Annotated in this window: 18 protein-coding genes; 13 read left to right on the top strand and 5 right to left on the bottom strand. The window is 75.3% G+C overall.

Going from position 1 to position 20,952, the window contains the following annotated elements:
* Positions 1-51: 51 nt before the first annotated feature.
* A complete protein-coding gene (locus tag ACI78S_RS18445) occupies positions 52-636 on the bottom strand; it encodes a hypothetical protein (RefSeq protein ID WP_456975992.1) in 585 nt (194 codons plus the stop codon).
* Positions 637-784: 148 nt separating this feature from the next.
* Between ACI78S_RS18445 and ACI78S_RS18440 the strand changes: the two genes are divergently transcribed.
* The gene (locus ACI78S_RS18440) at positions 785-2,935 is read left to right on the top strand and encodes a SpoIIE family protein phosphatase (protein WP_456975990.1); all 2,151 of its coding nucleotides are present in this window, start codon (positions 785-787) and stop codon (positions 2,933-2,935) included.
* Positions 2,932-3,372, top strand: a complete 441-nt coding sequence (locus tag ACI78S_RS18435) for an ATP-binding protein (RefSeq protein ID WP_456975988.1) — start codon at positions 2,932-2,934, stop codon at positions 3,370-3,372. Before ACI78S_RS18440 ends, ACI78S_RS18435 begins: the two co-directional genes overlap by 4 nt.
* Here ACI78S_RS18435 and paaZ read toward each other — a convergent pair.
* From paaZ to paaK, 3 genes are read right to left on the bottom strand one after another with little or no spacing between them, the layout of a single operon-like run.
* Positions 3,365-5,443 carry a phenylacetic acid degradation bifunctional protein PaaZ gene (paaZ, locus tag ACI78S_RS18430; protein ID WP_456975986.1) on the bottom strand — a complete coding sequence of 693 codons (2,079 nt, stop codon included), beginning with the start codon at positions 5,441-5,443 and terminating at the stop codon, positions 3,365-3,367. The two genes, ACI78S_RS18435 and paaZ, sit on opposite strands and share 8 nt — an antisense overlap.
* A gap of 46 nt (positions 5,444-5,489) precedes the next feature.
* On the bottom strand, positions 5,490-6,089 hold the full coding sequence (locus ACI78S_RS18425) for a TetR family transcriptional regulator (protein ID WP_456975984.1): 600 nt from the start codon (positions 6,087-6,089) through the stop codon (positions 5,490-5,492).
* Positions 6,086-7,441 (bottom strand): phenylacetate--CoA ligase PaaK, encoded by a 1,356-nt coding sequence (gene paaK, locus ACI78S_RS18420; protein ID WP_456975982.1) that lies wholly within the window; start codon positions 7,439-7,441, stop codon positions 6,086-6,088. Before paaK ends, ACI78S_RS18425 begins: the two co-directional genes overlap by 4 nt.
* Before the next feature lie 202 nt (positions 7,442-7,643).
* Between paaK and paaA the strand changes: the two genes are divergently transcribed.
* The 10 genes from paaA (at position 7,644) to ACI78S_RS18370 (ending at position 18,740) form a co-directional block, all read left to right on the top strand.
* Positions 7,644-8,600 (top strand): 1,2-phenylacetyl-CoA epoxidase subunit PaaA, encoded by a 957-nt coding sequence (gene paaA, locus ACI78S_RS18415; protein WP_456975980.1) that lies wholly within the window; start codon positions 7,644-7,646, stop codon positions 8,598-8,600.
* Positions 8,597-8,962: a 1,2-phenylacetyl-CoA epoxidase subunit PaaB gene (gene paaB, locus ACI78S_RS18410; RefSeq protein ID WP_456975978.1), complete on the top strand. Its 366-nt coding sequence runs from the start codon at positions 8,597-8,599 to the stop codon at positions 8,960-8,962. Before paaA ends, paaB begins: the two co-directional genes overlap by 4 nt.
* A gap of 71 nt (positions 8,963-9,033) precedes the next feature.
* Complete coding sequence (paaC, locus tag ACI78S_RS18405) at positions 9,034-9,942, top strand: 1,2-phenylacetyl-CoA epoxidase subunit PaaC (protein ID WP_456975976.1); 909 nt, start codon at positions 9,034-9,036, stop codon at positions 9,940-9,942.
* Complete coding sequence (gene paaD / locus ACI78S_RS18400) at positions 9,939-10,451, top strand: 1,2-phenylacetyl-CoA epoxidase subunit PaaD (protein ID WP_456975974.1); 513 nt, start codon at positions 9,939-9,941, stop codon at positions 10,449-10,451. The genes paaC and paaD overlap by 4 nt, the downstream gene beginning before the upstream one ends.
* A 5-nt stretch (positions 10,452-10,456) precedes the next feature.
* Positions 10,457-11,539, top strand: coding sequence for a 1,2-phenylacetyl-CoA epoxidase subunit PaaE (gene paaE / locus ACI78S_RS18395; protein ID WP_456975972.1), 1,083 nt, complete (start codon positions 10,457-10,459; stop codon positions 11,537-11,539).
* A gap of 6 nt (positions 11,540-11,545) precedes the next feature.
* Positions 11,546-12,886: a cytochrome P450 gene (locus ACI78S_RS18390; RefSeq protein WP_456975970.1), complete on the top strand. Its 1,341-nt coding sequence runs from the start codon at positions 11,546-11,548 to the stop codon at positions 12,884-12,886.
* A 9-nt stretch (positions 12,887-12,895) separates the two neighbouring features.
* A complete protein-coding gene (locus ACI78S_RS18385) occupies positions 12,896-15,418 on the top strand; it encodes an FAD-dependent monooxygenase (protein ID WP_456975968.1) in 2,523 nt (840 codons plus the stop codon).
* A gap of 85 nt (positions 15,419-15,503) precedes the next feature.
* Entirely contained in the window at positions 15,504-16,709 is a 1,206-nt protein-coding gene (locus ACI78S_RS18380; protein ID WP_456975966.1) for a homogentisate 1,2-dioxygenase, read from the top strand.
* A gap of 85 nt (positions 16,710-16,794) precedes the next feature.
* Positions 16,795-17,991: a fumarylacetoacetase gene (fahA, locus tag ACI78S_RS18375; protein ID WP_456975964.1), complete on the top strand. Its 1,197-nt coding sequence runs from the start codon at positions 16,795-16,797 to the stop codon at positions 17,989-17,991.
* Positions 17,992-17,996: 5 nt separating this feature from the next.
* Entirely contained in the window at positions 17,997-18,740 is a 744-nt protein-coding gene (locus tag ACI78S_RS18370) for an MBL fold metallo-hydrolase (protein ID WP_456975962.1), read from the top strand.
* Here ACI78S_RS18370 and ACI78S_RS18365 read toward each other — a convergent pair.
* Positions 18,737-19,234, bottom strand: coding sequence for a MarR family winged helix-turn-helix transcriptional regulator (locus ACI78S_RS18365; RefSeq protein WP_456975960.1), 498 nt, complete (start codon positions 19,232-19,234; stop codon positions 18,737-18,739). The two genes, ACI78S_RS18370 and ACI78S_RS18365, sit on opposite strands and share 4 nt — an antisense overlap.
* 72 nt (positions 19,235-19,306) lie before the next feature.
* Here ACI78S_RS18365 and ACI78S_RS18360 point away from each other — a divergent pair, with 72 nt between their 5' ends.
* Positions 19,307-20,842, top strand: a complete 1,536-nt coding sequence (locus ACI78S_RS18360; protein WP_456975958.1) for an LLM class flavin-dependent oxidoreductase — start codon at positions 19,307-19,309, stop codon at positions 20,840-20,842.
* The last annotated feature ends 110 nt before the right edge of the window (positions 20,843-20,952 follow it).

The raw sequence follows: 20,952 nt of genomic DNA, 5'->3' as shown, positions 1-20,952 counted from the left end.
CATCCACCCACCCGCGGGGCGCCGGATCAAGACGGTCCGGCGCCCGCCGGCTCAGTCGGGCAGCAGGCGCCCGACCACGCCCTTGAGCGTCGAGCCGGCCCGGTAGGACTGCACGAGCCAGGAGTTGCACACCACGTTCGCCCCCGCGAGCACCGGCACGGCGAACTGCGTCAGCCGCTGCCGGCGCTGCCACGTGCGGATCTCCTCGGGCGTGCCCGGTGCCGGCAGGGTGGCGTCCTTGACCTCCAGCGGCGTCCCCTGGCGCTGCGCCTCCTCGGCCAGCGCGCCGATCCGGCTGCCGGTGTACGCGGCGTAGGCGGTGGCGCCGGCGCCGGCGACCGCCAGCCCGGCCTTGACGGCACCGACGGTCCCGAAGCCCTTCTGCAGCGCCAGCCGCCGACCGCCGACCTGCGTCAACCGCAGCCCGGCGAGCAGCGTGCCGGCGATGCCGGCCCACTGGGCCGGGGCGAAGCGGGTCCACGCGGAGCTCGCCACCCGGATGCGGTCGATGCCCTGGGTGAGCTCGCTGCCCGACTTGTTCACCCCCGCGATGCCCATGACCGATCCCCCGAGCCAGAGCGCGGAGCCCAGGTCGTGGACCGCCTGCGCCACCCAGTGGTTGTCGGTGCCGGTCATCTCGTCCCCCCCAGGGTTCGCGGTGTGCGGTTCCCCGGCCCTACCCCGGCCGCCCGACGGGTAACGGCATGCGCGGCACCCGGCGTGGATACTCGGGAGGCCGACGGGCGCGTGACCGCCGGCCGCGGCCGGGTGCAGAAGGGTTGGAGTGGACGAGAGCACGAGCGCGAGGGCCGGGGACAGGACGGCGGCCCGCGGGCCGGGCGCACCCGGCAACGGCGAGTTCCGCCTCGACGACCTCGCGGCCCGGTTGCGGGGGGAGCTCGCGCTGGAGGCCGCCGGCACCGGCACCTTCGACTGGGACCTCGTCACCGGCGAGCTCGACTGGGACGAGCGCCTGCTGCAGATCTTCGGCTACGGCCCCGACGAGGGGTTCGACCGCAGCATCGAGGGCTTCAACGCCCGCGTCCACCCCGACGACCTCCCCGACGTGTCGGCCGCCCTGCAGTCGGCCATCCGCACGTGCGGGGACTTCGACGCCGTCTACCGGGTCGTCCTGCCCGACGGCGGGACCCGCTGGGTGTCCGCCCGGGGCCGGGCGCTCTGCGACGAGGGCGGGACGGCCGGCCGGCTGCTCGGCGTCGCCTCGGACGTCACCGAGCAGCGCGGCGGCGACCTGCGGGTCGCCCGCGTCCTCGAGGCGATGCCGGCCGGCTTCTACTCGCTGGACGGGGAGTGGCGCTTCACCTACGTCAACGCCGAGGCCGAGCGGCTGCTCGGGCGCGGCCGCGACGAGCTGCTCGGCGCGGTCATCTGGGAGGCCTTCCCCGCGGCCCAGGGCTCGATCTTCGAGGAGAGCTACCGCCGGGCCGTGGCCTCGCAGCAGCCGGTGACCTTCGACGCCTACTACCCGCCCCCGCTCGACGGCTGGTACGAGCTGCGCGCCTGGCCCAGCCCGGAGGGCCTGTCGGTCTACTTCCTCGAGGTCACCGACCGCCGCCGCGCCGAGGTGGAGGCCCAGCGGGCCGGCGCCCGGCTGGCGCTGCTGGCGCAGGTCAGCAGCGAGCTGGCGGCCTCGCTCACCGCCGACGTCGCCACCCGCCGGATCCCCCGGCTGACGGTGCCCACCCTGGCCGACGCCTGCATCGTCAGCGTCCTCGACGGGCACGGCCACCCGCGCGCGGTCGGCACCTGGCACCGCGACCCGAACGCGCGGTCCCTGCTGGCCCGCTACGGCCGCGCCCGCCTGGAGGCGCTGCCCACCATCGCGCCCGTCGCGCGGTCGTTCGAGACCGGCGAGGCGATCGACGTCACCGGCGAGGAGGCGCTCCGGCTGACCCCGGAGGGCGAGGCCCGGGAACTGCTCACCGAGCTGGGGCCGACCTCGGCCGTCGCGCTGCCGCTGCGCGGCCGGGGCCGCACGCTGGGCCTGCTCAGCCTCCTCTACGAGAAGGGCCGCCGGCCCGCCGACGGCGACCTGGCCACGGCGCAGGACGTCGCCGACCGCACCGGCCTGGCGCTGGACAACGCCCGCCTCTACGGCCAGCAGCAGCAGCTGGCCCTGCAGCTGCAGCGGTCGATGCTCACCGCGCCGCCCGAGCCCGACCACGCCGAGATCGTCGTCCGCTACCTGCCCGCCGCCGAGGCGGCCGCCGTCGGCGGCGACTGGTACGACGCGTTCCTGCAGTCCGACGGCGCCACGATGCTGGTGATCGGGGACGTCGCCGGCCACGACACCGCCGCCGCGGCGACCATGGGCCAGCTGCGCAGCCTCCTGCGCGGGATCGCCACCAGCAGCGACGCCGGCCCGGCCGACCTGCTGCGCAAGCTCGACAGCTCCATGTCCCTGCTCCAGGTGCGCACGCTGGCCACCGCGGCGGTCGCCCGCTTCGAGCAGACGCCCGACGAGCTCGCCCGCGGGGTCACCCGGATGCGGTGGGCCAACGCCGGCCACCCGCCGCCGTTCGTGGTGACGCCCGCCGGGGAGGTCACCGTCCTGGCGACAGTCCCCGCCGAGCGGCTGCTGGGTGTCGACCCGGACGTGCCGCGCACCGAGTCGGTCGTCAGCCTGGACCGCGACGCGACCGTGCTGCTCTACACCGACGGCCTCGTCGAGCGGCGCGACGCCGACCTCGACAGCGGGCTGGCCCAGCTGCGGGCCGCGCTGAGCGAGCTGGCGCACCTGCCCCTCGGGGAGCTCTGCGACGCCGTGCTCGACCGGCTCGTGCACGGCCGCCCCGACGACGACGTCGCGCTGGTCGCCGTCCGGCTGCACCGCCAGGACCGGCCCCGGCCGGCCGAGGCCGGACCGAACCGCGTGCCCGACGAGGTCCCGTCGGACCGGGCCACGGGCTCGTGAGCCGGCCGCTGTGGCGGCGGGCGCGACCGCCGCGCCTGCGCACGGTGATCTTCACCGGCGAGGTGGCGACCCCCGCCGACCTCACGATCGGCCGCGGGCGGCTGCACCGGGAGGTGCTGCGCCGCACGCCCCCGGCGGCGGCCGGGGAGGGCGACGTCGACCGCCTGCTGCTCACGTTCGAGGAGCTCGCCTCGAACGGGCTCCGGCACGGCCGGCCGCCGGTGCGGGTGACCGTGAGCCAGGACGACGACGGCTGGCTCGTCGACGTCACCGACGCCGCCGCCGAGCGCAGCCCGACGCCGGCGGTCGGCCGCGACCCGGCGCACGGCGGCCTCGGGCTCTACCTCGTCGCCCGCCTGAGCGCCGCGCACGGCTGGTGGGACGAGGCCGGCCGCCGCAAGCACGTCTGGGCGTTCGTGCGCAGCGCGCTCAGCTGACCGGCGGCCAGGTCTTCGCCACCATCGTGAGGACGTCGTAGGTGGCCACCGGCCTGCCCTCGCCGTTCACGACGACGGCGTCCCAGCGGACCTCGCCGTGGTCGGCGCCGCCGCGCGGGCTGATCTGCTTGCAGGTGAGGGTGACCGTGAGCTCCTCCCCCGGCTTGACCGGCGTGAGGAAGCGCAGGTCGTCGACGCCGTAGTTGGCCAGCACCGGCCCGGGCGCCGGGTCGACGAACAGCCCCGCCGCCCACGAGACGATCAGGTAGCCGTGCGCCACCCGGCCGCCGAAGAGCGGGTTGGCGCGGGCGGCCTCCTCGTCCGTGTGGGCGTAGAAGGTGTCGCCGGTGAACTCCGCGAAGTGCTCGACGTCCTCGAGGGTGACGGTCCGCGGCCCGGCGGTGACCGAGTCGCCGATGCGCAGCTCGGCCAGCGACTTGCGGAACGGGTGGACGCCGTCGTCGGTGCGCTTCGCGCCGGTGACCCAGCGGCCGCCGATGGCGGTGAGCTGGTCGGGCGAGGCCTGCACGGCGGTGCGCTGCATGTGGTGCAGCACGCCGCGGACGCCGCCGAGCTCCTCGCCGCCGCCGGCGCGGCCGGGGCCACCGTGCACGAGCACCGGCAGCGGCGAGCCGTGGCCGGTGCTCTCCTTCGCGTCGTCCCGGTCGAGCACCAGGATGCGGCCGTGCGCGTGCGCGGCGCCGAGCACGAACTCCCGGGCGAACCCCGGGTCGTGGGTGACCACGGAGCCGACCAGGCTGCCCTGCCCGCGGGCGGCCAGCTCCACCGCGTGGGCCACGCCGTCGTAGGGCAGCACCGTGCTCACCGGGCCGAACGCCTCGACGTCGTGCGGCTCGGCCGCGCCGAGGTCGTCGCAGCGCAGCAGCAGCGGCGGCAGGAACGCGCCGCGGTCGCGGTCGGCGCCGACGACGTCGAAGTGCTCGGGGTCGCCGGCGACGAGCTCGGCGACGCCGCGCAGGGCCTTGAGCGAGCGCAGCACCTCCTCGCGCTGGTCGAGGCTCGCCAGCGCGCCCATGGTCACGCCCTCGGCGCCCGGCGCGCCGACGACCACCCGCGCCAGCTTCTCGCGGGTGGCCTCGACGACGTCGTCCACCAGCTCGCGCGGCACGAACGCCCGCCGGATCGCGGTGCACTTCTGCCCGGCCTTGACGGTCATCTCGGTGACCAGCTGGTCGACGTAGAGGTCGAACTCGGGCGTGCCCGGCGTCGCGTCGGGGCCGAGGACGGCGCAGTTGAGCGAGTCGGCCTCGGCGTTGAACCGCACCGAGTTCGCCACCACCGCGGGGTGGCTGCGCAGCTTGCGCGCGGTCGCCGCCGAGCCGGTGAAGAACACCAGGTCCTGCCCGGCCAGCCCGTCGAGCAGGCCGGCCGGGCTGCCGGCCAGCAGCTGCAGCGAGCCCTCGGGCAGCAGGCCGGAGTCGACGATCTCGCGCACCACGGCCTCGGTGAGGTACGCGGTCTGGCTGGCGGGCTTGACGATCGTCGGGACGCCGGCGAGGAACGCGGGCGCGAACTTCTCCAGGAACCCCCAGACCGGGAAGTTGAAGGCGTTGACCTGCACCGCGACGCCGCGCAGCGGGGTGTAGAGGTGCTGGCCGACGAAGGTGCCGCGCTTGCCCAGCGGCTCGACCGGGCCGTCGAGGACGACGGTGTCGTCGGGCAGCTCGCGGCGACCCTTGCTGGCGTAGGACAGCAGGGTGCCGAACCCGCCGTCGACGTCGACGGCGCTGTCGCGGTCGGTGGCGCCGGTGCGGCGGGAGAGCGCGTGGAAGGCGTCCTTGCCGGCCATGAGCCGCAGGCCCAGCTGCTTGAGCAGGGCGGCCCGCTGGTGGAAGGTCAGCTCGCGCAGCGCCGGGCCGCCGACGGTGCGGGCGTGCTCGAGCATCGCGCCGACGTCCAGGCCGGTGCTGCTGATCCGCGCGACGGTCTCGCCGGTCACGGCGTCGGCGATCGGGGTGCCGTCGTCGGGCGCGGCGTACCAGCGGCCGGCGGCGTAGCTCTCGAGCAGGCGGCTCTCGAGCAGGGGGCTCTCGAGCGGGGGTGCGGTCACGAGGTGCTCCTCCTCCCGGGCTTCCGGTACCGGAAGCCCCTCGGGGTCAGCGGGTGCGCAGGCCGTCGAAGGTGGTGGCGACGAGGGCGTCGGCGAGGGCGTCGGCGTCGAGCCCGCGGTCGGGGCGGTACCACTCGGTGAGCGAGTTGACGGTGCCGAACAGCAGCCGGCTGGTGACGGCGGGGTCGACGTCGGGGCGGACGTCGCCCTCCTCCTCCGCGGCCGCCACGAGCTCGGTGGCGATGCGGTCGAACTCGCGGCGGCGGGCCAGCGCGGCCTGCTCGACGTCGGAGTTGCCGCGCACCCGCAGCAGCAGGGTGACGAACGGCAGCTCGTCGACGAGCACGCGCACCGAGCCGCGGACGACGTGCTCCAGCCGGTCGATCGCCCGGCCCGTGGTGGCGCCGGGCTCCTCGGTGACGGCGAACAGGCCGTCCAGCGCGCGGTCCAGCGCGAGCCGCAGCAGTTCCACCTTGCTGGGCACGTGGTGGTAGATCGCCGACTTGGTGACGCCCAGCCGCGCGGCGAGCTCGTCCATGCTCGTGGCGTCGTAGCCGCGCTCGTTGAACGCGGCGACGGCGACCTCGAGCAGCGAGTCCAGCGAGTGGCCCGGCCGCCCGCGGCGGGCCGGTGCGGTCGCCGTCATCCGCGGTCCCGCCGGTCGACCAGCCGCTGCAGCTTCCCCACCGACCGCGGCAGCGTCTCGGGGTCCACGACGACGACCTCGACCGTCGTCCCCACGGTGTCCTTGACCCCCGTCGCCACCTCGTCGGCCGCCGGCGCCCGCCGCTCGGCCGGGCAGTCCGGGCGGGCCTCGACCTGCACGGTGAGGTGGTCCATCCGGCCGCGCGTGGTGAGCAGCAGCGAGAAGTGCGGCGACAGCCCCGGCGTGCGCAGCACGACCTCCTCGATCTGGGTCGGGAAGAGGTTGACCCCGCGCAGGATGATCATGTCGTCGGTGCGGCCGGTGACCTTCTCCATGCGCCGCATGCCCGGCCGCGCGGTGCCCGGCAGCAGCCGGGTGAGGTCGCGGGTGCGGTAGCGGACGACCGGCACGGCCTCCTTGGTCAGCGACGTGAACACCAGCTCGCCGCGCTCGCCCTCGGGCAGCACCTCGCCGGTGATCGGGTCGATGACCTCCGGGTAGAAGTGGTCCTCCCAGACGTGCAGGCCGTCCTTGGTCTCCACGCACTCCTGGGCCACGCCCGGGCCCATCACCTCCGACAGCCCGTAGATGTCGACGGCGTGGATGCCGGCCCGCTCCTCCATCTCGCGGCGCATCTGCTCGGTCCACGGCTCGGCGCCGAAGATCCCGATCCGCAGGCTCGACGCCCGCGGGTCGAGGCCCTGCTTCTCGAACTCGTCGAGGACGGTGAGCATGTACGACGGCGTGACCATGATGATCCGCGGCTCGAAGTCGGTGATCAGCTGCACCTGCCGCGGCGTCATGCCGCCCGAGACCGGCACGACCGTGCAGCCGAGCGCCTCGGCGCCGTAGTGGGCGCCGAGGCCGCCGGTGAACAGCCCGTAGCCGTAGGCGTTGTGCAGCACGTCGCCCGCGCGGCCGCCCGCCGCCCGGATCGACCGCGCCATGACCGTCGCCCAGGTGGCGAGGTCCCGCTCGGTGTAGCCGACGACGGTCGGCTTGCCGGTGGTGCCGGACGACGCGTGCACCCGGCGGACCTGCTCGCGCGGGACGGCGAACATGCCGAACGGGTAGTTGTCCCGCAGGTCGGCCTTGCTGGTGGTGGGGAACCGCGCGAGGTCGGCGAGCTCGTGGCAGTCGTCGGGGTGGACGCCGGCCTCGTCGAAGGCGCGGCGGTAGTGCGGCACGTTCTCGTAGGCGTGCCGCAGGGTCCACCGGAGGCGGTCCAGCTGGAGGGCGCGCAGCTCGTCGACCCCGAGCCGCTCGGCGTCGTCGAGCAGGGCCGGCGGGGGCGCCTCGCCGAGCGGCCGGGAGCTCTCGGCGGTGCTGTTCTCGCTGGTCGCAGCCGTCATGGCCTGCCTCTCGTCGTCGGCAGCGTCGTCGCCGGGCGGTCGGCGGGCGTCGTCCCCAAATACCGACCGGACGGTCAGTAACCAACCCCTCCCGCCGAGCGCTGTCAAGCCGCACTTGTGCCCCGCGTCACCCTGCGGCAGACTCATTACCGACCAACCGGTCAGTAATTGGCCGATCGCCGTCGCACCCCGAGGGAACGAGATGTCCGCGCCTCCCCTGGACCGCCCCGCCGTCGACGAGACCGCGCTGCAGCGGCACTTCGACGCCACGATCGCCGCCGACCACCGGATCGAGCCGCGGGACTGGATGCCGGAGGGCTACCGCAGGACGTTGATCCGCCAGATCGCGCAGCACGCGCACTCGGAGATCATCGGCATGCAGCCCGAGGGCGACTGGCTGCTGGCCGCCCCGAGCCTGCGGCGCAAGGCGATCCTGCTGGCCAAGGTGCAGGACGAGGCCGGCCACGGCATGTACCTGTACTCGGCCGCCGAGACCCTCGGCGCCGACCGGGCCGACCTCACCGACAAGCTGGTCGAGGGCAGGCAGAAGTACAGCTCGATCTTCAACTACCCGACGCTCACCTACGCCGACGTCGGCGTCATCGGCTGGCTGGTCGACGGCGCGGCGATCTGCAACCAGGTGCCGCTGTGCCGCTCCTCCTACGGGCCCTACGCGCGGGCGATGATCCGCATCTGCAAGGAGGAGTCGTTCCACCAGCGGCAGGGCTACGAGCTGCTGATGACGATGATGCGCGGCACCGACGAGCAGCGGGCGATGGTGCAGGACGCCGTCGACCGGTGGTGGTGGCCGTCGCTGATGATGTTCGGCCCGCCCGACGCCGACAGCCCCAACACCGCCCAGTCGATGGCGTGGGGCATCAAGCGGCACACCAACGACGAGCTGCGCCAGCGCTTCGTCGACATGACCGTGCCCCAGGCGGAGTTCCTCGGCGTCACGCTGCCCGACCCGGACCTCTCCTACGACGCGGGGACGGGCCACTACCGGTTCGGGGAGATCGACTGGGCCGAGTTCAAGAAGGTCGTCAGCGGCGACGGGCCGATGAACAGGGTGCGGCTGGCCCGCCGCCGGGCCGCGCGCGACGACAACGCCTGGGTCACCGAGGCGGCCACCGCCTACGCGGAGAAGCACGGCGCATGAGCGACATGACGGCCGAGGGCGGGCACGGCGCCGTCCCCACGTCGGCCGACGTCCCGGTCGAGCCGCGGCCGGCCGCGTCGCGGCGCGACTGGCCGCTGTACGAGGTCTTCGTGCGCGGCAAGCGCGGGCTCAACCACGTGCACGTCGGGTCGCTGCACGCGCCGGACGACGAGATGGCCGTGCACGCCGCGCGCGACCTCTACACGCGGCGCAACGAGGGCGTGAGCATCTGGGTGGTCAAGGCCGCCGACATCACCGCGTCCAGCCCCGACGAGAAGGACCCGATGTTCGCCCCGAGCGGCGACAAGGTCTACCGCCACCCCACGTTCTACGAGATCCCCGAGAACGTCCCCCACATGTGAAGGACCCCCTCCCTCCCCCGCACCTCGTTCCTCGGCGCGGGACCCCTGGGAGGGGGCCGGAAGGCGCTCCCATGCATGAGGAAACGGTCTACGACGCGCTGGCCAACGCGCACGACGACGCGGGGCACTGGGCGTTCGGCACCGGCTTCGACGACCCGCTCGCCGGGGTGGACACCACGGTCCCCGACGGCGTCGACGCCGCCGACCTGGGCGCCTACTGCCTCATGCTCGGCGACGACGCCCTCGTGCTGGCCCAGCGGCTGACCCAGTGGATCACCAACGCGCCGGAGCTCGAGGAGGAGGTGGCGATCGGCAACATCGCCCTCGACCTGCTCGGGCAGGCGCGGCTGCTGCTGGCCCGCGCCGGCTCGGCGGGCGCGCTCGGCCGCTCCCGCGAGCGGGCCACCGACTCGATCCCCGACGAGGACGCGCTGGCGTACTTCCGGGACGCCGACGAGTTCCGCAGCAGCGGCCTGGTCGAGGCGCCCAACGGCGACTTCGCGCGGACGGTGGTCCGGCTGCTCGCCGCCTCGACGGTGCGGCTGGCGGTGTTCGCCCGGCTGCGCGGGTCCCGCGACCCGGTGCTCGCGGCGATCGCCGCCAAGGGCGTCAACGAGCTGGCCTACCACCGCGACCACGCCGCCCGGTGGGTGCTGCGCCTCGGCGACGGGACGGCGGAGTCGCACCGGCGGGCGCAGGAGGGCGCCGACGCGGTCTGGCCGCTGCTGGCCGACGCCTTCACCGCCACCGACGTCGAGCGGCGCCTGGTCGCGGCCGGTGTCGCCGTCGACCCGGCCGACGTGCGCGGCGAGGTGCACGACGTGCTCACCGAGGTGCTCGAGCGGGCGACGCTGCGGGTGCCGGGGTGGCCGGCCGACGCCGAGCCGGCCGGGCGCCACGGGCGGCACGGCGAGGAGCTGACCGAGCTGCTCGCCGAGCTGCAGGGCCTGGCCCGCCGGCACCCGGCGGCCACCTGGTGACCACCGAGACGGCCATCTCGGTGGACGCCCGGGCGGTCGCGGAGACCGTGACCGACCCCGAGCTGCCCATGCTCACGCTGGCCGACCTGGGCGTGCTGCGCGACGTGCGGGTCGAGGACGGGACCGTCGTCGTCGAGATCACCCCCACCTACAGCGGCTGCCCGGCGATGGGGGTGATGCGCGCCGACCTGGTGCACGCGCTGCACGCGGCGGGCTTCCCCGACGTCGACGTGCGCACGGTCCTCTCCCCCGCCTGGACGACGGACTGGATCACCGACGAGGGCCGCCGCAAGCTGGCCGCCGGCGGCATCGCCCCGCCGGGGAGGGCGCCGGTGCGCGGCGCCGGCCCGGTGCCGCTGCGGCTGGGCCCGACCCGGCGCACCGCCGCCTGCCCGCAGTGCGGGTCGGGCGACACCGTCGAGCTGAGCGAGTTCGGCGCCACCGCCTGCAAGGCCCTGCGCCGCTGCCGCGCCTGCGGCGAGCCGTTCGAGCACGTGAAGGAGATCTGAGCGCCGTGACCGCACCGACCAGCACGCGCCGCCGGCCGCGGTTCCACCCGCTCAGGGTCGCGAAGGTCGAGCGGCTCACCGACGACGCCGTCGCGGTCACCTTCGACGTCCCCGAGGAGCTGGCCGAGGACTACCGGTTCAGGCCCGGCCAGGCGCTCACCCTGCGCCGGGTCGTCGACGACCGCGACGAGCGCCGCTCCTACTCCATCTGCGCCCCGGTGGGCGCGCCGCCGCGGGTCGGCGTGCGCGAGGTGCCGGGCGGCTTCTTCTCCTCCTACCTCGTGCACGAGGTGCGGCCGGGCGACGAGATCGAGGTGCTGCCGCCGTCGGGCACCTTCACCGCGGACCTGTCGGTGCCGGGCGACCACGTCTTCGTCGTCGCGGGGTCGGGCATCACGCCGGCGATCAGCCTGGCCGGCTCGGTGCTGCGCGACGGCGAGTCCACGGTCACCGTCTTCTACGGCAACCGGCGCACGAGCACGGTGATGTTCGCCGACGAGCTGGCCGACCTGAAGGACGCCTACGGCACCCGGCTGCAGCTGGTGCACGTGCTCTCCCGCGAGCCGCGCGACGCCGAGCTCACCACCGGCCGGCTCGACGGCGAGCGGCTGCGCACGCTGGTCGACGCGTTCGTCGACGTCGAGCACGTCGACCACTGGTGGCTGTGCGGGCCGCACGGGATGGTGGAGGACGCCCGCGCGCTGCTCGCCGAGCTCGGCGTTGCGCGGGAGAAGGTGCACCAGGAGCTGTTCTACGTCGACGACGTCCCGCCGCAGCCGGTCCGCGGCGACGACCAGACCGTCACCGGCCCCAGCAGCGCGGTGACCGTCGTCCTCGACGGGCGCTCGACGCCGCTGACCCTCCCCCGCGACGAACCGATCCTCGACTCCGCCCAGCGGGTGCGCGCCGACCTGCCGTTCGCCTGCAAGGGCGGGGTGTGCGGCACCTGCCGCGCGCGCGTCACCGACGGCGAGGTGGAGATGCGCCGCAACTACGCCCTGGAGCCCGAGGAGGTCGCGGCCGGCTACGTGCTCACCTGCCAGTCGCTGCCGGTCACCGACGCGGTCACCGTCGACTTCGACGCCTGAGCGCCGATGGACCCCGTCCCGCTCGTCGACCCGGCGACCTACGAGGACGGCCCGCCGTTCGCCCTGCTGCGCGAGCTGCGCGCGCGGGCACCGGTCACCTGGGTGCCGGAGCCGGCGCTGCACGGCCTGCCCGCCGGGCCGGGGTTCTGGCTGGTGCTGCGGCACGCCGACGTCGAGCGGGTGCTGCGCGACCCCGCGACGTTCTCCTCCTGGCTGGGCGCCACCCAGGTCCGCGACGCCGCCGACCTGGCCTGGGTGCGCCGGATGATGCTCAACATGGACCCGCCGGAGCACTCCCGGCTGCGGCGGCTGCTGGCGCGCTCGTTCACCCCGCGGGCGGTCGCCGCTCTCACCGCGTCGATCGAGGCGACGGCCGAGGGGCTGGTCGCCCGCACGATCGGCGGTGCCGCCGAGGGGGTGACCGACTTCGCCGAGGACGTCGCCGCCGACCTGCCGCTGCTCACCCTCGCCGACGTCCTCGGCGTGCCGGCCGAGGACCGGTGGCTGCTGTTCGACTGGTCGAACCGGGTCATCGGCTGGCAGGACCCCGACTACGCGGTCTCCGCCGCCTTCGACGGCACCGGCGGGACGGCGATGGCGCGGGAGGCGCTCGCGGCGCGCCCGCGGCCCGACGCCGAGGGGCGGATGCCCGACCCGCGCACCCGCGCCGGAATGCCCGACCTCTACCTCTACGCCCGGCTGCTCGCCGAGGAGAAGCGCCGCTCCCCCGGCGACGACGTCATGTCGGTCCTGCTGGCGGAGCGGGACGAGGAGGGCGGCCGGGTCAGCGACGCCGAGTTCGAGAACATGTTCTGGCTGTTCGCCGTCGCCGGGAACGAGACGCTGCGCAACGGCCTGCCCGGCGGGCTGATCGCGCTCCTGCGGCACCCGGAGCAGCTGGCCGCGGTCCGCGCCGACCCCTCGCTGCTGCCCGGCGCGGTCGACGAGATGCTGCGCTGGTGGACGCCGGTCATGGTGTTCCGCCGCACCGCCGCCACCGGGGTGCGCCTCGGCGACGTCGACGTGCGGGCCGGCGACAAGGTGGTCGTCTCCTTCACCTCCGCCAACCGCGACGAGGCCGTGTTCGCCGACCCCGACCGCTTCGACGTCCGCCGCGCGCCCAACCCGCACCTGTCCTTCGGCCACGGCCCGCACTTCTGCCTCGGCGCCCAGCTGGCCAAGGCGCAGATGCGCGCGCTGTTCGGCGCCCTGCTGCGCCGCACGAGCACGCTCGAGCTCGCCGGCGAGCCGGCGCTGCTGCGGTCGAACTTCCAGCGCGGGGTCAAGCGGCTGCCGCTGCGCTGGACCGCGGCCGACGGTCTGTGGCCCCCGTCACGGACTGCCTAGGCTCGCCGCATGGCCGCCACGCCGTTCGCGTCCTCCGCCGACCTCGGCGTCAAGCAGCAGACCCTCGAGGTGCTCGCCGACGGCGTCTACGCCCTGACCGCCGAGGGCGACCCCAACATCGGCGCGATCGAGGGCGAGGACTTCCTCGTCTGCTTCGAGGCCCTCGCCACCCCGGTCGCCGCCCGGCGCTGGCTGGCCAGGCTGCGCGAGCACACCGACAAGCCGGTGCGCTACCTGGTGCTGTCCCACTACCACGCCGTCCGCGTGCTGGGCGCGAGCGCGTTCGACGCCGAGGTGATCGTCAGCAGCGAGCAGACCCGGCAGCTCATCGCGGAGCGCGGGCGGCAGGACTGGGAGAGCGAGTACGGCCGCATGCCCCGGCTGTTCGAGGAACCCGGGTCGATCCCCGGCCTCACCTGGCCGACGCTGACCTTCCGCGACCGGCTCACCATCGAGCTCGGCGGCGACCGCGGCCGGCTGGTGCTCGCGTTCCTCGGCCGCGGGCACACCGAGGGCGACGTCGTCGCCTGGCTGCCCGAGCAGCGGATCCTGTTCGCCGGCGACCTCGTCGAGTCGCAGGCCGCGCTCTACACCGGCGACGCGTTCCACTTCGACTGGGCGGGCGACACCCTCGACCGGGTCGCGGCCCTCGGCGCGCAGCAGCTGGTCGGCGGCCGCGGCGCCATCGCCCGCGGCCGCGCGCAGGTCGACGCCGCGATCGAGCAGACCCGCGACTTCCTGCTCACCATGCAGCGCACCGCCGGCGAGGTCCACCGCTCCGGCGGCACGCTCGGGGACGCCTTCGCCGCCGCCCGCACCGCGGTACGGCGCCTGGCCGATCTTCGAGCACTGCCTGCCCTTCGACGTCGCCCGGCTGTGGGACGAGCTCGAGGGCGTCGAGCGCCCGGTGATCTGGACCGCGGAGCGCGACCGCGCCGTCTGGGCGGAGCTGCAGGGATGACCCCGCCGGTCCTCGTCCTCGGCTGCGGGCCGGTCGGGCAGACCGCGGCGCTGCTGCTGGCCCGGTGGGGCCTGCACGTCGTCGTCCTCGACGCCCGCCCCCGGCGGGACCTGGTCGGCAGCAGGTCGATCTGCCAGCAGCGCGACGTCCTCGACGTGTGGGACGCCGTCGGGATCGGCGCCGAGATCGCCCGCCGCGGCGTCACCTGGACGACGGCGCGCACCTTCCACCGCGACCGCGAGCTGTTCTCCGTCACCTTCGCCGACCGCGGCCGCTCCCCCTTCCCCCCGTTCGTGAACATCTCCCAGTGCGAGACCGAGCAGCTGCTCGACGAGCGGATCGCTGACGAGCCGCTGGTGGAGGTGCGCTGGGGGCACCGGGTCACCGGCATCGCGCAGGACGACTCCGGCGTGACGGTCGCCTGCGCCGGCGGCGCGACCGTGCGCGGGTCGTTCGCCGTCGCCTGCACCGGGCCGCGCAGCGACGACGTGCGGGCGGCGCTGGGCCTGACGTTCCCGGGGCGCTCGTTCGGTGATCGCTTCCTCATCTGCGACGTCCGCACCGACCTCCCCGGCTGGGAGACCGAGCGCCGGTTCTGGTTCGACCCGGCGTGGAACCCCGGCCGGCAGGTGCTCGTGCACCCCTGCCCCCGCTCGACGTTCCGCATCGACTGGCAGGTGCCGCCGGACTTCGACCTCGCCGCCGAGGAGGCCTGCGGTGGGCTGGACCGGCGGATCCGCCGGGTGATCGGCGAGCGGCCCCACGAGGTCGTGTGGAAGTCGGTCTACCGGTTCTCCTCCCGCGTGGTCGACCGCATGCGGGTGGGCCGCGTGCTGGTCGCCGGCGACGCGGCGCACGTGTACGCGCCGTTCGGCGCCCGCGGCCTGAACTCCGGCGTCCTCGACGCGGAGAACGCCGCCTGGAAGATCGCCTTCGTCGCGCGGGGCTGGGCGCCGGCCGAGCTGCTGGAGAGCTACTCCGCCGAGCGGCACGCCGCGGCGCTGGAGAACCTCGACGTCACCAGCGCGACCATGCGCTTCCTCGTGCCGGGCACCGAGGAGGAGGCCCGGCACCGGGCCGACGTGCTCGAGCGGGCCGCGACCGACCCCGCCGCCCGGGCGCGGGTGGACTCGGGGCGGTTGGCCGAGCCGTTCTGGTACGTCGGCTCGCCGCTGACCACCCCCGACCCGCGCCGCCCGTCCACCGGCCGCCCGGCCCGCGGCGACGTCCCCGTCCCCGCCCCCGGCGTGCTCGTGCCCGACTGCCCGGTCACGGTGCCCGGCCGGCCGGACGTCGTCCGCCTGCGGCGGCTCGCCCGCGAGGGCGTCACCGTGCTGGTCGGGGACGACGCCGCGCCGCCCGAGGGGCTGCCGGCCGGACCGCCGGTCGCCGTGCACCGCCTCGCCGACCTCGACCCGACCCCCGCGCTGCGCGAGGCCCTCGGCGCCCGCCCCGACGAGCTGTGGGTGCTGCGCCCCGACGCCCACGTGGCCGCCGTCTGCACCCGCGCCGCCGACGTCGCCCCCGCGGTGACCCGGCTCCTCGCCCGACCAGTCCCCGTCCCCGCGTAACCCCTGTCGGGGCTTCCGGTACCGGAGGCCCCCGTCGCCGCGGGGCTTCCGGTACCGGAAGCCCCCGATCCCCGGAGGTGTCCCGATGGCGTTCTACCGGCAGGTGGGCGAGGTCCCGCCGAAGCGGCACACGCAGTTCCGCCGTCCCGACGGCGGGCTGTACTCCGAGGAGCTCATGGGCGAGGAGGGCTTCTCCTCGGACTCCTCGCTGCTCTACCACCGGGGCATCCCCTCGGCGATGGTCGACGCCCGCCCGTGGCAGCTGCCCGACCAGGCGACCACCCCGAACAGCCCGCTGGTGCCCCGGCACCTGAAGCTGCACGACCTGTTCCCCGGCGAGGAGCACAAGGCGGTCGACCCGGTCACCGGGCGGCGGCTGGTGCTCGGCAACGGCGACGTCCGCATCTCCTACGCCGTGTCGTCGCTGCCCAGCCCCTACTACCGCAACGCCACCGGCGACGAGTGCGTCTACGTCGAGCGCGGGGCCGCCACCGTGGAGACGGTGTTCGGCGCGCTCGAGGTCGGGCGCGGCGACTACGTCGTCCTGCCCCGGGCGACCACGCACCGGTGGCTCCCCACCGGGGACGAGCCGCTGCGCACCTACGCCATCGAGGCCAACAGCCACATCGCCCCGCCCAGGCGGTACCTGTCGCGCTACGGGCAGTTCCTCGAGCACGCGCCGTACTGCGAGCGGGACCTGCGCGCGCCCGCTGCGCCGCTGCTGGTCGAGGGCACCGACGTCGAGGTGTACGTCAAGCACCGCGGCACCGGGCCCGGCGGGCTGGCCGGCACGGTGCACGTCGTGCCGGAGCACCCGTTCGACGTCGTCGGCTGGGACGGCTGCCTCTACCCCTACGCCTTCAACGTCGCCGACTTCGAGCCGATCACCGGGCGGGTGCACCAGCCCCCGCCGGTGCACCAGGTCTTCGAGGGGTCCAACTTCGTGATCTGCAACTTCGTGCCCCGCAAGGTCGACTACCACCCGCTGGCGGTGCCGGTGCCGTACTACCACTCCAACGTCGACAGCGACGAGGTCATGTTCTACGTCGACGGCGACTACGAGGCGCGCAAGGGCTCGGGCATCGGCAAGGGCTCGATCAGCCTGCACCCGGGCGGGCACAGCCACGGCCCGCAGCCGGGCGCGGTCGAGCGCGCGCTCGGGGTCGAGTTCTTCGACGAGCTGGCGGTCATGGTCGACACCTTCCGGCCGCTCGAGCTCGGCGAGGGCGGGACGGCGGTGGACGACGGCCGCTACGCCTGGACCTGGTCGGGCCGGGGGCCGTCGGCGTGACGGCCGGGCGGCGAGATCGGCGGTCCGGCACGCCGTCGACCGCGACACCGTGCGAGACCGCCGATCTCGGCGGGGAGGGGGCGGCGTGACCTGGCTGGACCTGCCCGACGGCACCGGCTTCGGCCTGGACAACCTGCCCTACGGCGTCTTCTCCGCCCGGGGCGGTCCCCGCCGCACGGGCATCGCCGTCGGTGAGCACGTTCTCGACCTGGGCGGGCTGACCGAGGACCCGGTGCACCGCACCGGCTCGCTCAACGAGTTCCTGGCGCTGGGGCCGCGGGCCTGGCGGGAGCAGCGCGAGCAGGTGACCGACTGGCTCACCGGGCCCTCGCACCGGCGCGCGGTCGAGCCGCACCTGATCCCGCGCGCGGAGGTGGCGCTGCACCTGCCGGTCGAGGTGGCCGACTACGTCGACTTCTACAGCTCCCGCCACCACGCCGAGAACCTCGGCCGCATGTTCCGGCCCGACTCCGAGCCGCTGACGCCGAACTGGCGGCACCTGCCGATCGGCTACCACGGCCGCGCCGGCACGGTGGCCGTCTCGGGCACGCCGGTGGTGCGGCCCTGCGGGCAGCGCCGCGGGGACGGCGGTCCGACGTTCGGCCCCTCGGAGCGGCTGGACATCGAGGCCGAGGTCGGGTTCGTCGTCGCCGTCCCCTCGGAACTCGGGACCCCGGTGCCGCTGGGCGACCTCGCCGAGCACGTCTTCGGCGTCTGCCTGGTCAACGACTGGTCGGCCCGCGACCTGCAGGCGTGGGAGTACGTGCCGCTCGGCCCGTTCCTCGGCAAGTCCTTCCTCACCTCGGTCTCGCCCTGGGTGGTGCCGCTCGCGGCGCTGGAGGCGGCCCGGGTGCGCCCACCCGAGCGGGACGTGCCACTGCTGCCCTACCTCGACGACGCCGCCGCCGAGCCGTGGGGCCTCGACCTGCGGCTGGAGGTGCGGCTCGACGGCGAGCTGGTCAGCTGCCCGCCGTTCGCCGGCATGTACTGGACGCCGGCCCAGCAGCTGGCGCACCTGACGGTGAACGGCGCGAGCCTGCGCACCGGCGACCTGTTCGCCTCCGGCACCGTGAGCGGCCCGGAGCGCGACCAGCGCGGCTCGTTCATCGAGCTCTCGTGGGGCGGCGCCGAGCCGCTGACCCTCGCCGACGGCTCCACCCGCACCTTCCTCGAGGACGGCGACGAGGTGGTGATCGCCGCGACGGCGCCGGGCACCGCCGGCGGGCGGATCTCCCTCGGCGAGGTGGCCGGCCGGGTGGAACCGGCGCGCGTGCGGGGGTGAGCGCGGTGGAGCTCACCCGGATCACCGACGACGTCCACATGGTGACGGGGACCAACGTCAACTGGGCGCTGGTCGTCGAGGGGGACGCCGTCACCCTCGTCGACGCCGGCTACCCCAACGACGTGGCGTCGGTCGTGCGGTCCCTGGCCGCGGTCGGGCGGCGTCCCGAGGACGTCGCCGCGATCGTGCTGACCCACGCGCACCTCGACCACATGGGCGGGATCCCCGCGCTGGCGCGCCGGTCGGGCGCGCCGGTGTGCACGGGGACGGAGGAGGCCCGGCACGCCCGGCGGGAGCACCTGCAACAGATCACGCCGCTGGAGATGCTGCTCCAGTGCCGCAGCCGGCGCGGCGCCACGTGGGTCGGCCAGACCCTGCGGGCCGTGCTCCCGCACGCGCGGATGGCCCTGCCCGACGTCGCGGCCGTGGCCGCCGACGTCCCGCTCGACGTCCCCGGCCGGCTCGTCCCGGTGGCGGCGCCGGGCCACACCAGCGGGCACACCGCCTACCTGCACCCGGCAGCCGGCGTGCTGTTCTCCGGTGACGCGCTGGTCACCGGCCACCCCCTCTCCCGCCTGCCCGAGGGGCCGCAGCTGCTGCCGGGGGTGTTCAACGAGGACGAGCGGCAGATGGTCGCCACCCTCGACCGGCTGCGCACCCTGCCGGCGGACACGCTGGTCCCGGGCCACGGGCCCGAGTTCCGCGGACCGCTGCCCGACGCCGTCGACCGGGCGCTGGCCGGCCGCTAGCTGGCCGGCCGCTGCTCCTCGGCGGCCTCCACCACCGCGCAGAGGTCGCGCAGCGGGTCGAGGGCCTGCCAGCCGCAGGCGACCCTCTGCAGCAGGGCGCGGAACGTCTCGGCCTCGGCCGGCGGCAGCGGGCCCAGCACGTGGGCCTCCACCCGCCGCAGCGCGTCGCGGCGGTCCTGCCACGCGGCCCGGCCGGTGTCGGTGGCGACGACGAGGCGGCTGCGGCGGTCGGCGGGATCGGGCCGGCGCTCCACCAGGTGCTGCCGCTCGAGGTCGTCGATCAGGTAGGTGAGGACCGTCCGGTCGATGCCCAGCTCCGCCCCGATCGCGCCCTGGTTGCGCACCGGCTCGTCGACCGCGGCGGTGAGCACCTGGTAGCCGCGCGGCCCGCCGGGCAGGTCGGCGAGCACGTGCCCGGCGGCCTGCGCGTAGCCGCGGAAGACGACGCCGAGCATCCAGCCGAGGTCGGCGTCGAGGCGGCCGTCGTCGGTCACCGCACCAGCCTAGCGCGGCGCGCCAGACGTTGTACATTCCAGATGTTCTGTCCCGCAGACGATTGGCACCCCATGCCCGACCACGGCCACGCCCTCCTCTTCGGCGCCTTCCTCACCCCCGCCGCCGCCGATCCCGCGCGGGTGGTCGGGCTCTCCGTCCTCGCCGAGCAGGCGGGGCTGGACCTGGTCACCTTCCAGGACCACCCGTACCAGCCGGCCTTCCTCGACACCTGGACGCTGCTGTCCTGGGTCGCGGCGCGCACCGAGCGCGTGCACGTGGCGGCGAACGTCACCAACCTGCCGCTGCGGCCGCCGGCCGTGCTGGCCCGCAGCGTGGCCGGCCTCGACCTGCTCAGCGGCGGCCGGGTCGAGCTCGGCCTGGGCGCCGGCGCGTTCCGGGACGCCGTCGAGGCCATGGGCGGCCGCCGGCTGACCGCCGGTCAGGGCGTGCGCGCGCTGGAGGAGGCCATCGAGGTCATCCGGCAGGTGTGGGACGCCGACGCGCGCGGCGGCGTCCGCGTCGACGGCGAGCACTACCGGGTGGTGGGTGCCAAGCGCGGCCCGGCGCCCGCGCACGACGTCGGCATCTGGCTGGGCGCCTACAAGCCGAAGATGCTCGCCCTCACCGGCCGCCGGGCCGACGGCTGGCTGCCGTCGCTGTCCTACCTGCAGCCCGGTGACCTCGCCGCCGGGAACGCGATCGTCGACGACGCCGCGCTGGAGGCGGGGCGGAAGCCCGCGGACGTGCGCCGGCTGCTCAACGTCAGCGGCCGCTTCACCACGGCCGGACGCGGGCAGCTGCACGGCCCGGCCGAGCAGTGGGCCGAGGAACTGGCCGAGCTGGCCCTCCGGGAGGGCGTCAGCGCGTTCATCCTGGGCAGTGATGACCCCGACGACCTGCGCCGCTTCGCCGCCGAGGTGGCCCCGGGCGTGCGCGAGCTGGTGGCGGCCGAGCGGTCGGGGGGCCGGGCCGCCGAGGCGCCGGCGCCGCGGCCGGCGGTGACGGGCGGCGCGTTCGCCGTCGTCCCCACCCCCGACGACGGCACCCGCCGCAGCGGCACCCGGCTGTGGGACGAGACCGAGCGCCCCACCGGTCCGGCCCGCGACCCGCAGCGCACCTACACCCCGCACGAGCAGGCGGCCGGCCAGCACCTCATCGACGTCCACGACCACCTGCGCGCCGAGCTCGCCCAGGTGCGGGACCTCGTCGAGCAGGTCGCCGCCGGGACGCTGGACGTCGGCACCGCCCGCTCGCACGTCAGCACGATGACCATGCGGCAGAACAACTGGACGCTGGGCACCTACTGCGAGGCGTACTGCCGCGTGGTGACCACCCACCACACCCTCGAGGACCGCTCGCTGTTCCCGCACCTGCGGGCGGGCGACCCCCGGCTGGCGCCGGTGATCGACCGGCTCGAGCAGGAGCACGCCGTCATCCACGACGTCCTCGAGGGCGTCGACCGGGCGCTGGTCGCGCTGGTGTCCGGGGACGGCGGCATCGACGACCTGCGCGCCGCCGTCGACCTGCTCGGCGACACGCTGCTGTCGCACCTGTCCTACGAGGAGCGGGAGCTGGTCGAGCCGATCGCCCGCCTCGGCGTCTCCTGACCGGGTGTCCGGAACGCGACAACCGGGTGTCCGGCACACGGAAGACCCCGGGCTCGCGGTGCCATTGACTCCCCTCCGGCGTCACGCAGGTGTGACGCAGCACCCAGTCC

The organism is Geodermatophilus sp. SYSU D00815 (genome assembly GCF_054050035.1).
This window is presented reverse-complemented; position numbering and strand designations above follow the sequence as displayed.

Bases quoted from the DNA above. Each gene is read 5' to 3' on its own strand.
- paaC (WP_456975976.1), top strand. From the start codon at position 9,034: ATGCATGAGGAAACGGTCTACGACGCGCTGGCCAACGCGCACGACGAC.
- ACI78S_RS18445 (WP_456975992.1), bottom strand. From the start codon at position 636: ATGACCGGCACCGACAACCACTGGGTGGCGCAGGCGGTCCACGACCTG.
- ACI78S_RS18385 (WP_456975968.1), top strand. From the start codon at position 12,896: ATGGCCGCCACGCCGTTCGCGTCCTCCGCCGACCTCGGCGTCAAGCAG.
- ACI78S_RS18380 (WP_456975966.1), top strand. From the start codon at position 15,504: ATGGCGTTCTACCGGCAGGTGGGCGAGGTCCCGCCGAAGCGGCACACG.
- paaA (WP_456975980.1), top strand. From the start codon at position 7,644: ATGTCCGCGCCTCCCCTGGACCGCCCCGCCGTCGACGAGACCGCGCTG.
- ACI78S_RS18425 (WP_456975984.1), bottom strand. From the start codon at position 6,089: ATGACGGCGACCGCACCGGCCCGCCGCGGGCGGCCGGGCCACTCGCTG.
- ACI78S_RS18390 (WP_456975970.1), top strand. From the start codon at position 11,546: ATGGACCCCGTCCCGCTCGTCGACCCGGCGACCTACGAGGACGGCCCG.
- paaB (WP_456975978.1), top strand. From the start codon at position 8,597: ATGAGCGACATGACGGCCGAGGGCGGGCACGGCGCCGTCCCCACGTCG.
- ACI78S_RS18360 (WP_456975958.1), top strand. From the start codon at position 19,307: ATGCCCGACCACGGCCACGCCCTCCTCTTCGGCGCCTTCCTCACCCCC.
- paaK (WP_456975982.1), bottom strand. From the start codon at position 7,441: ATGACGGCTGCGACCAGCGAGAACAGCACCGCCGAGAGCTCCCGGCCG.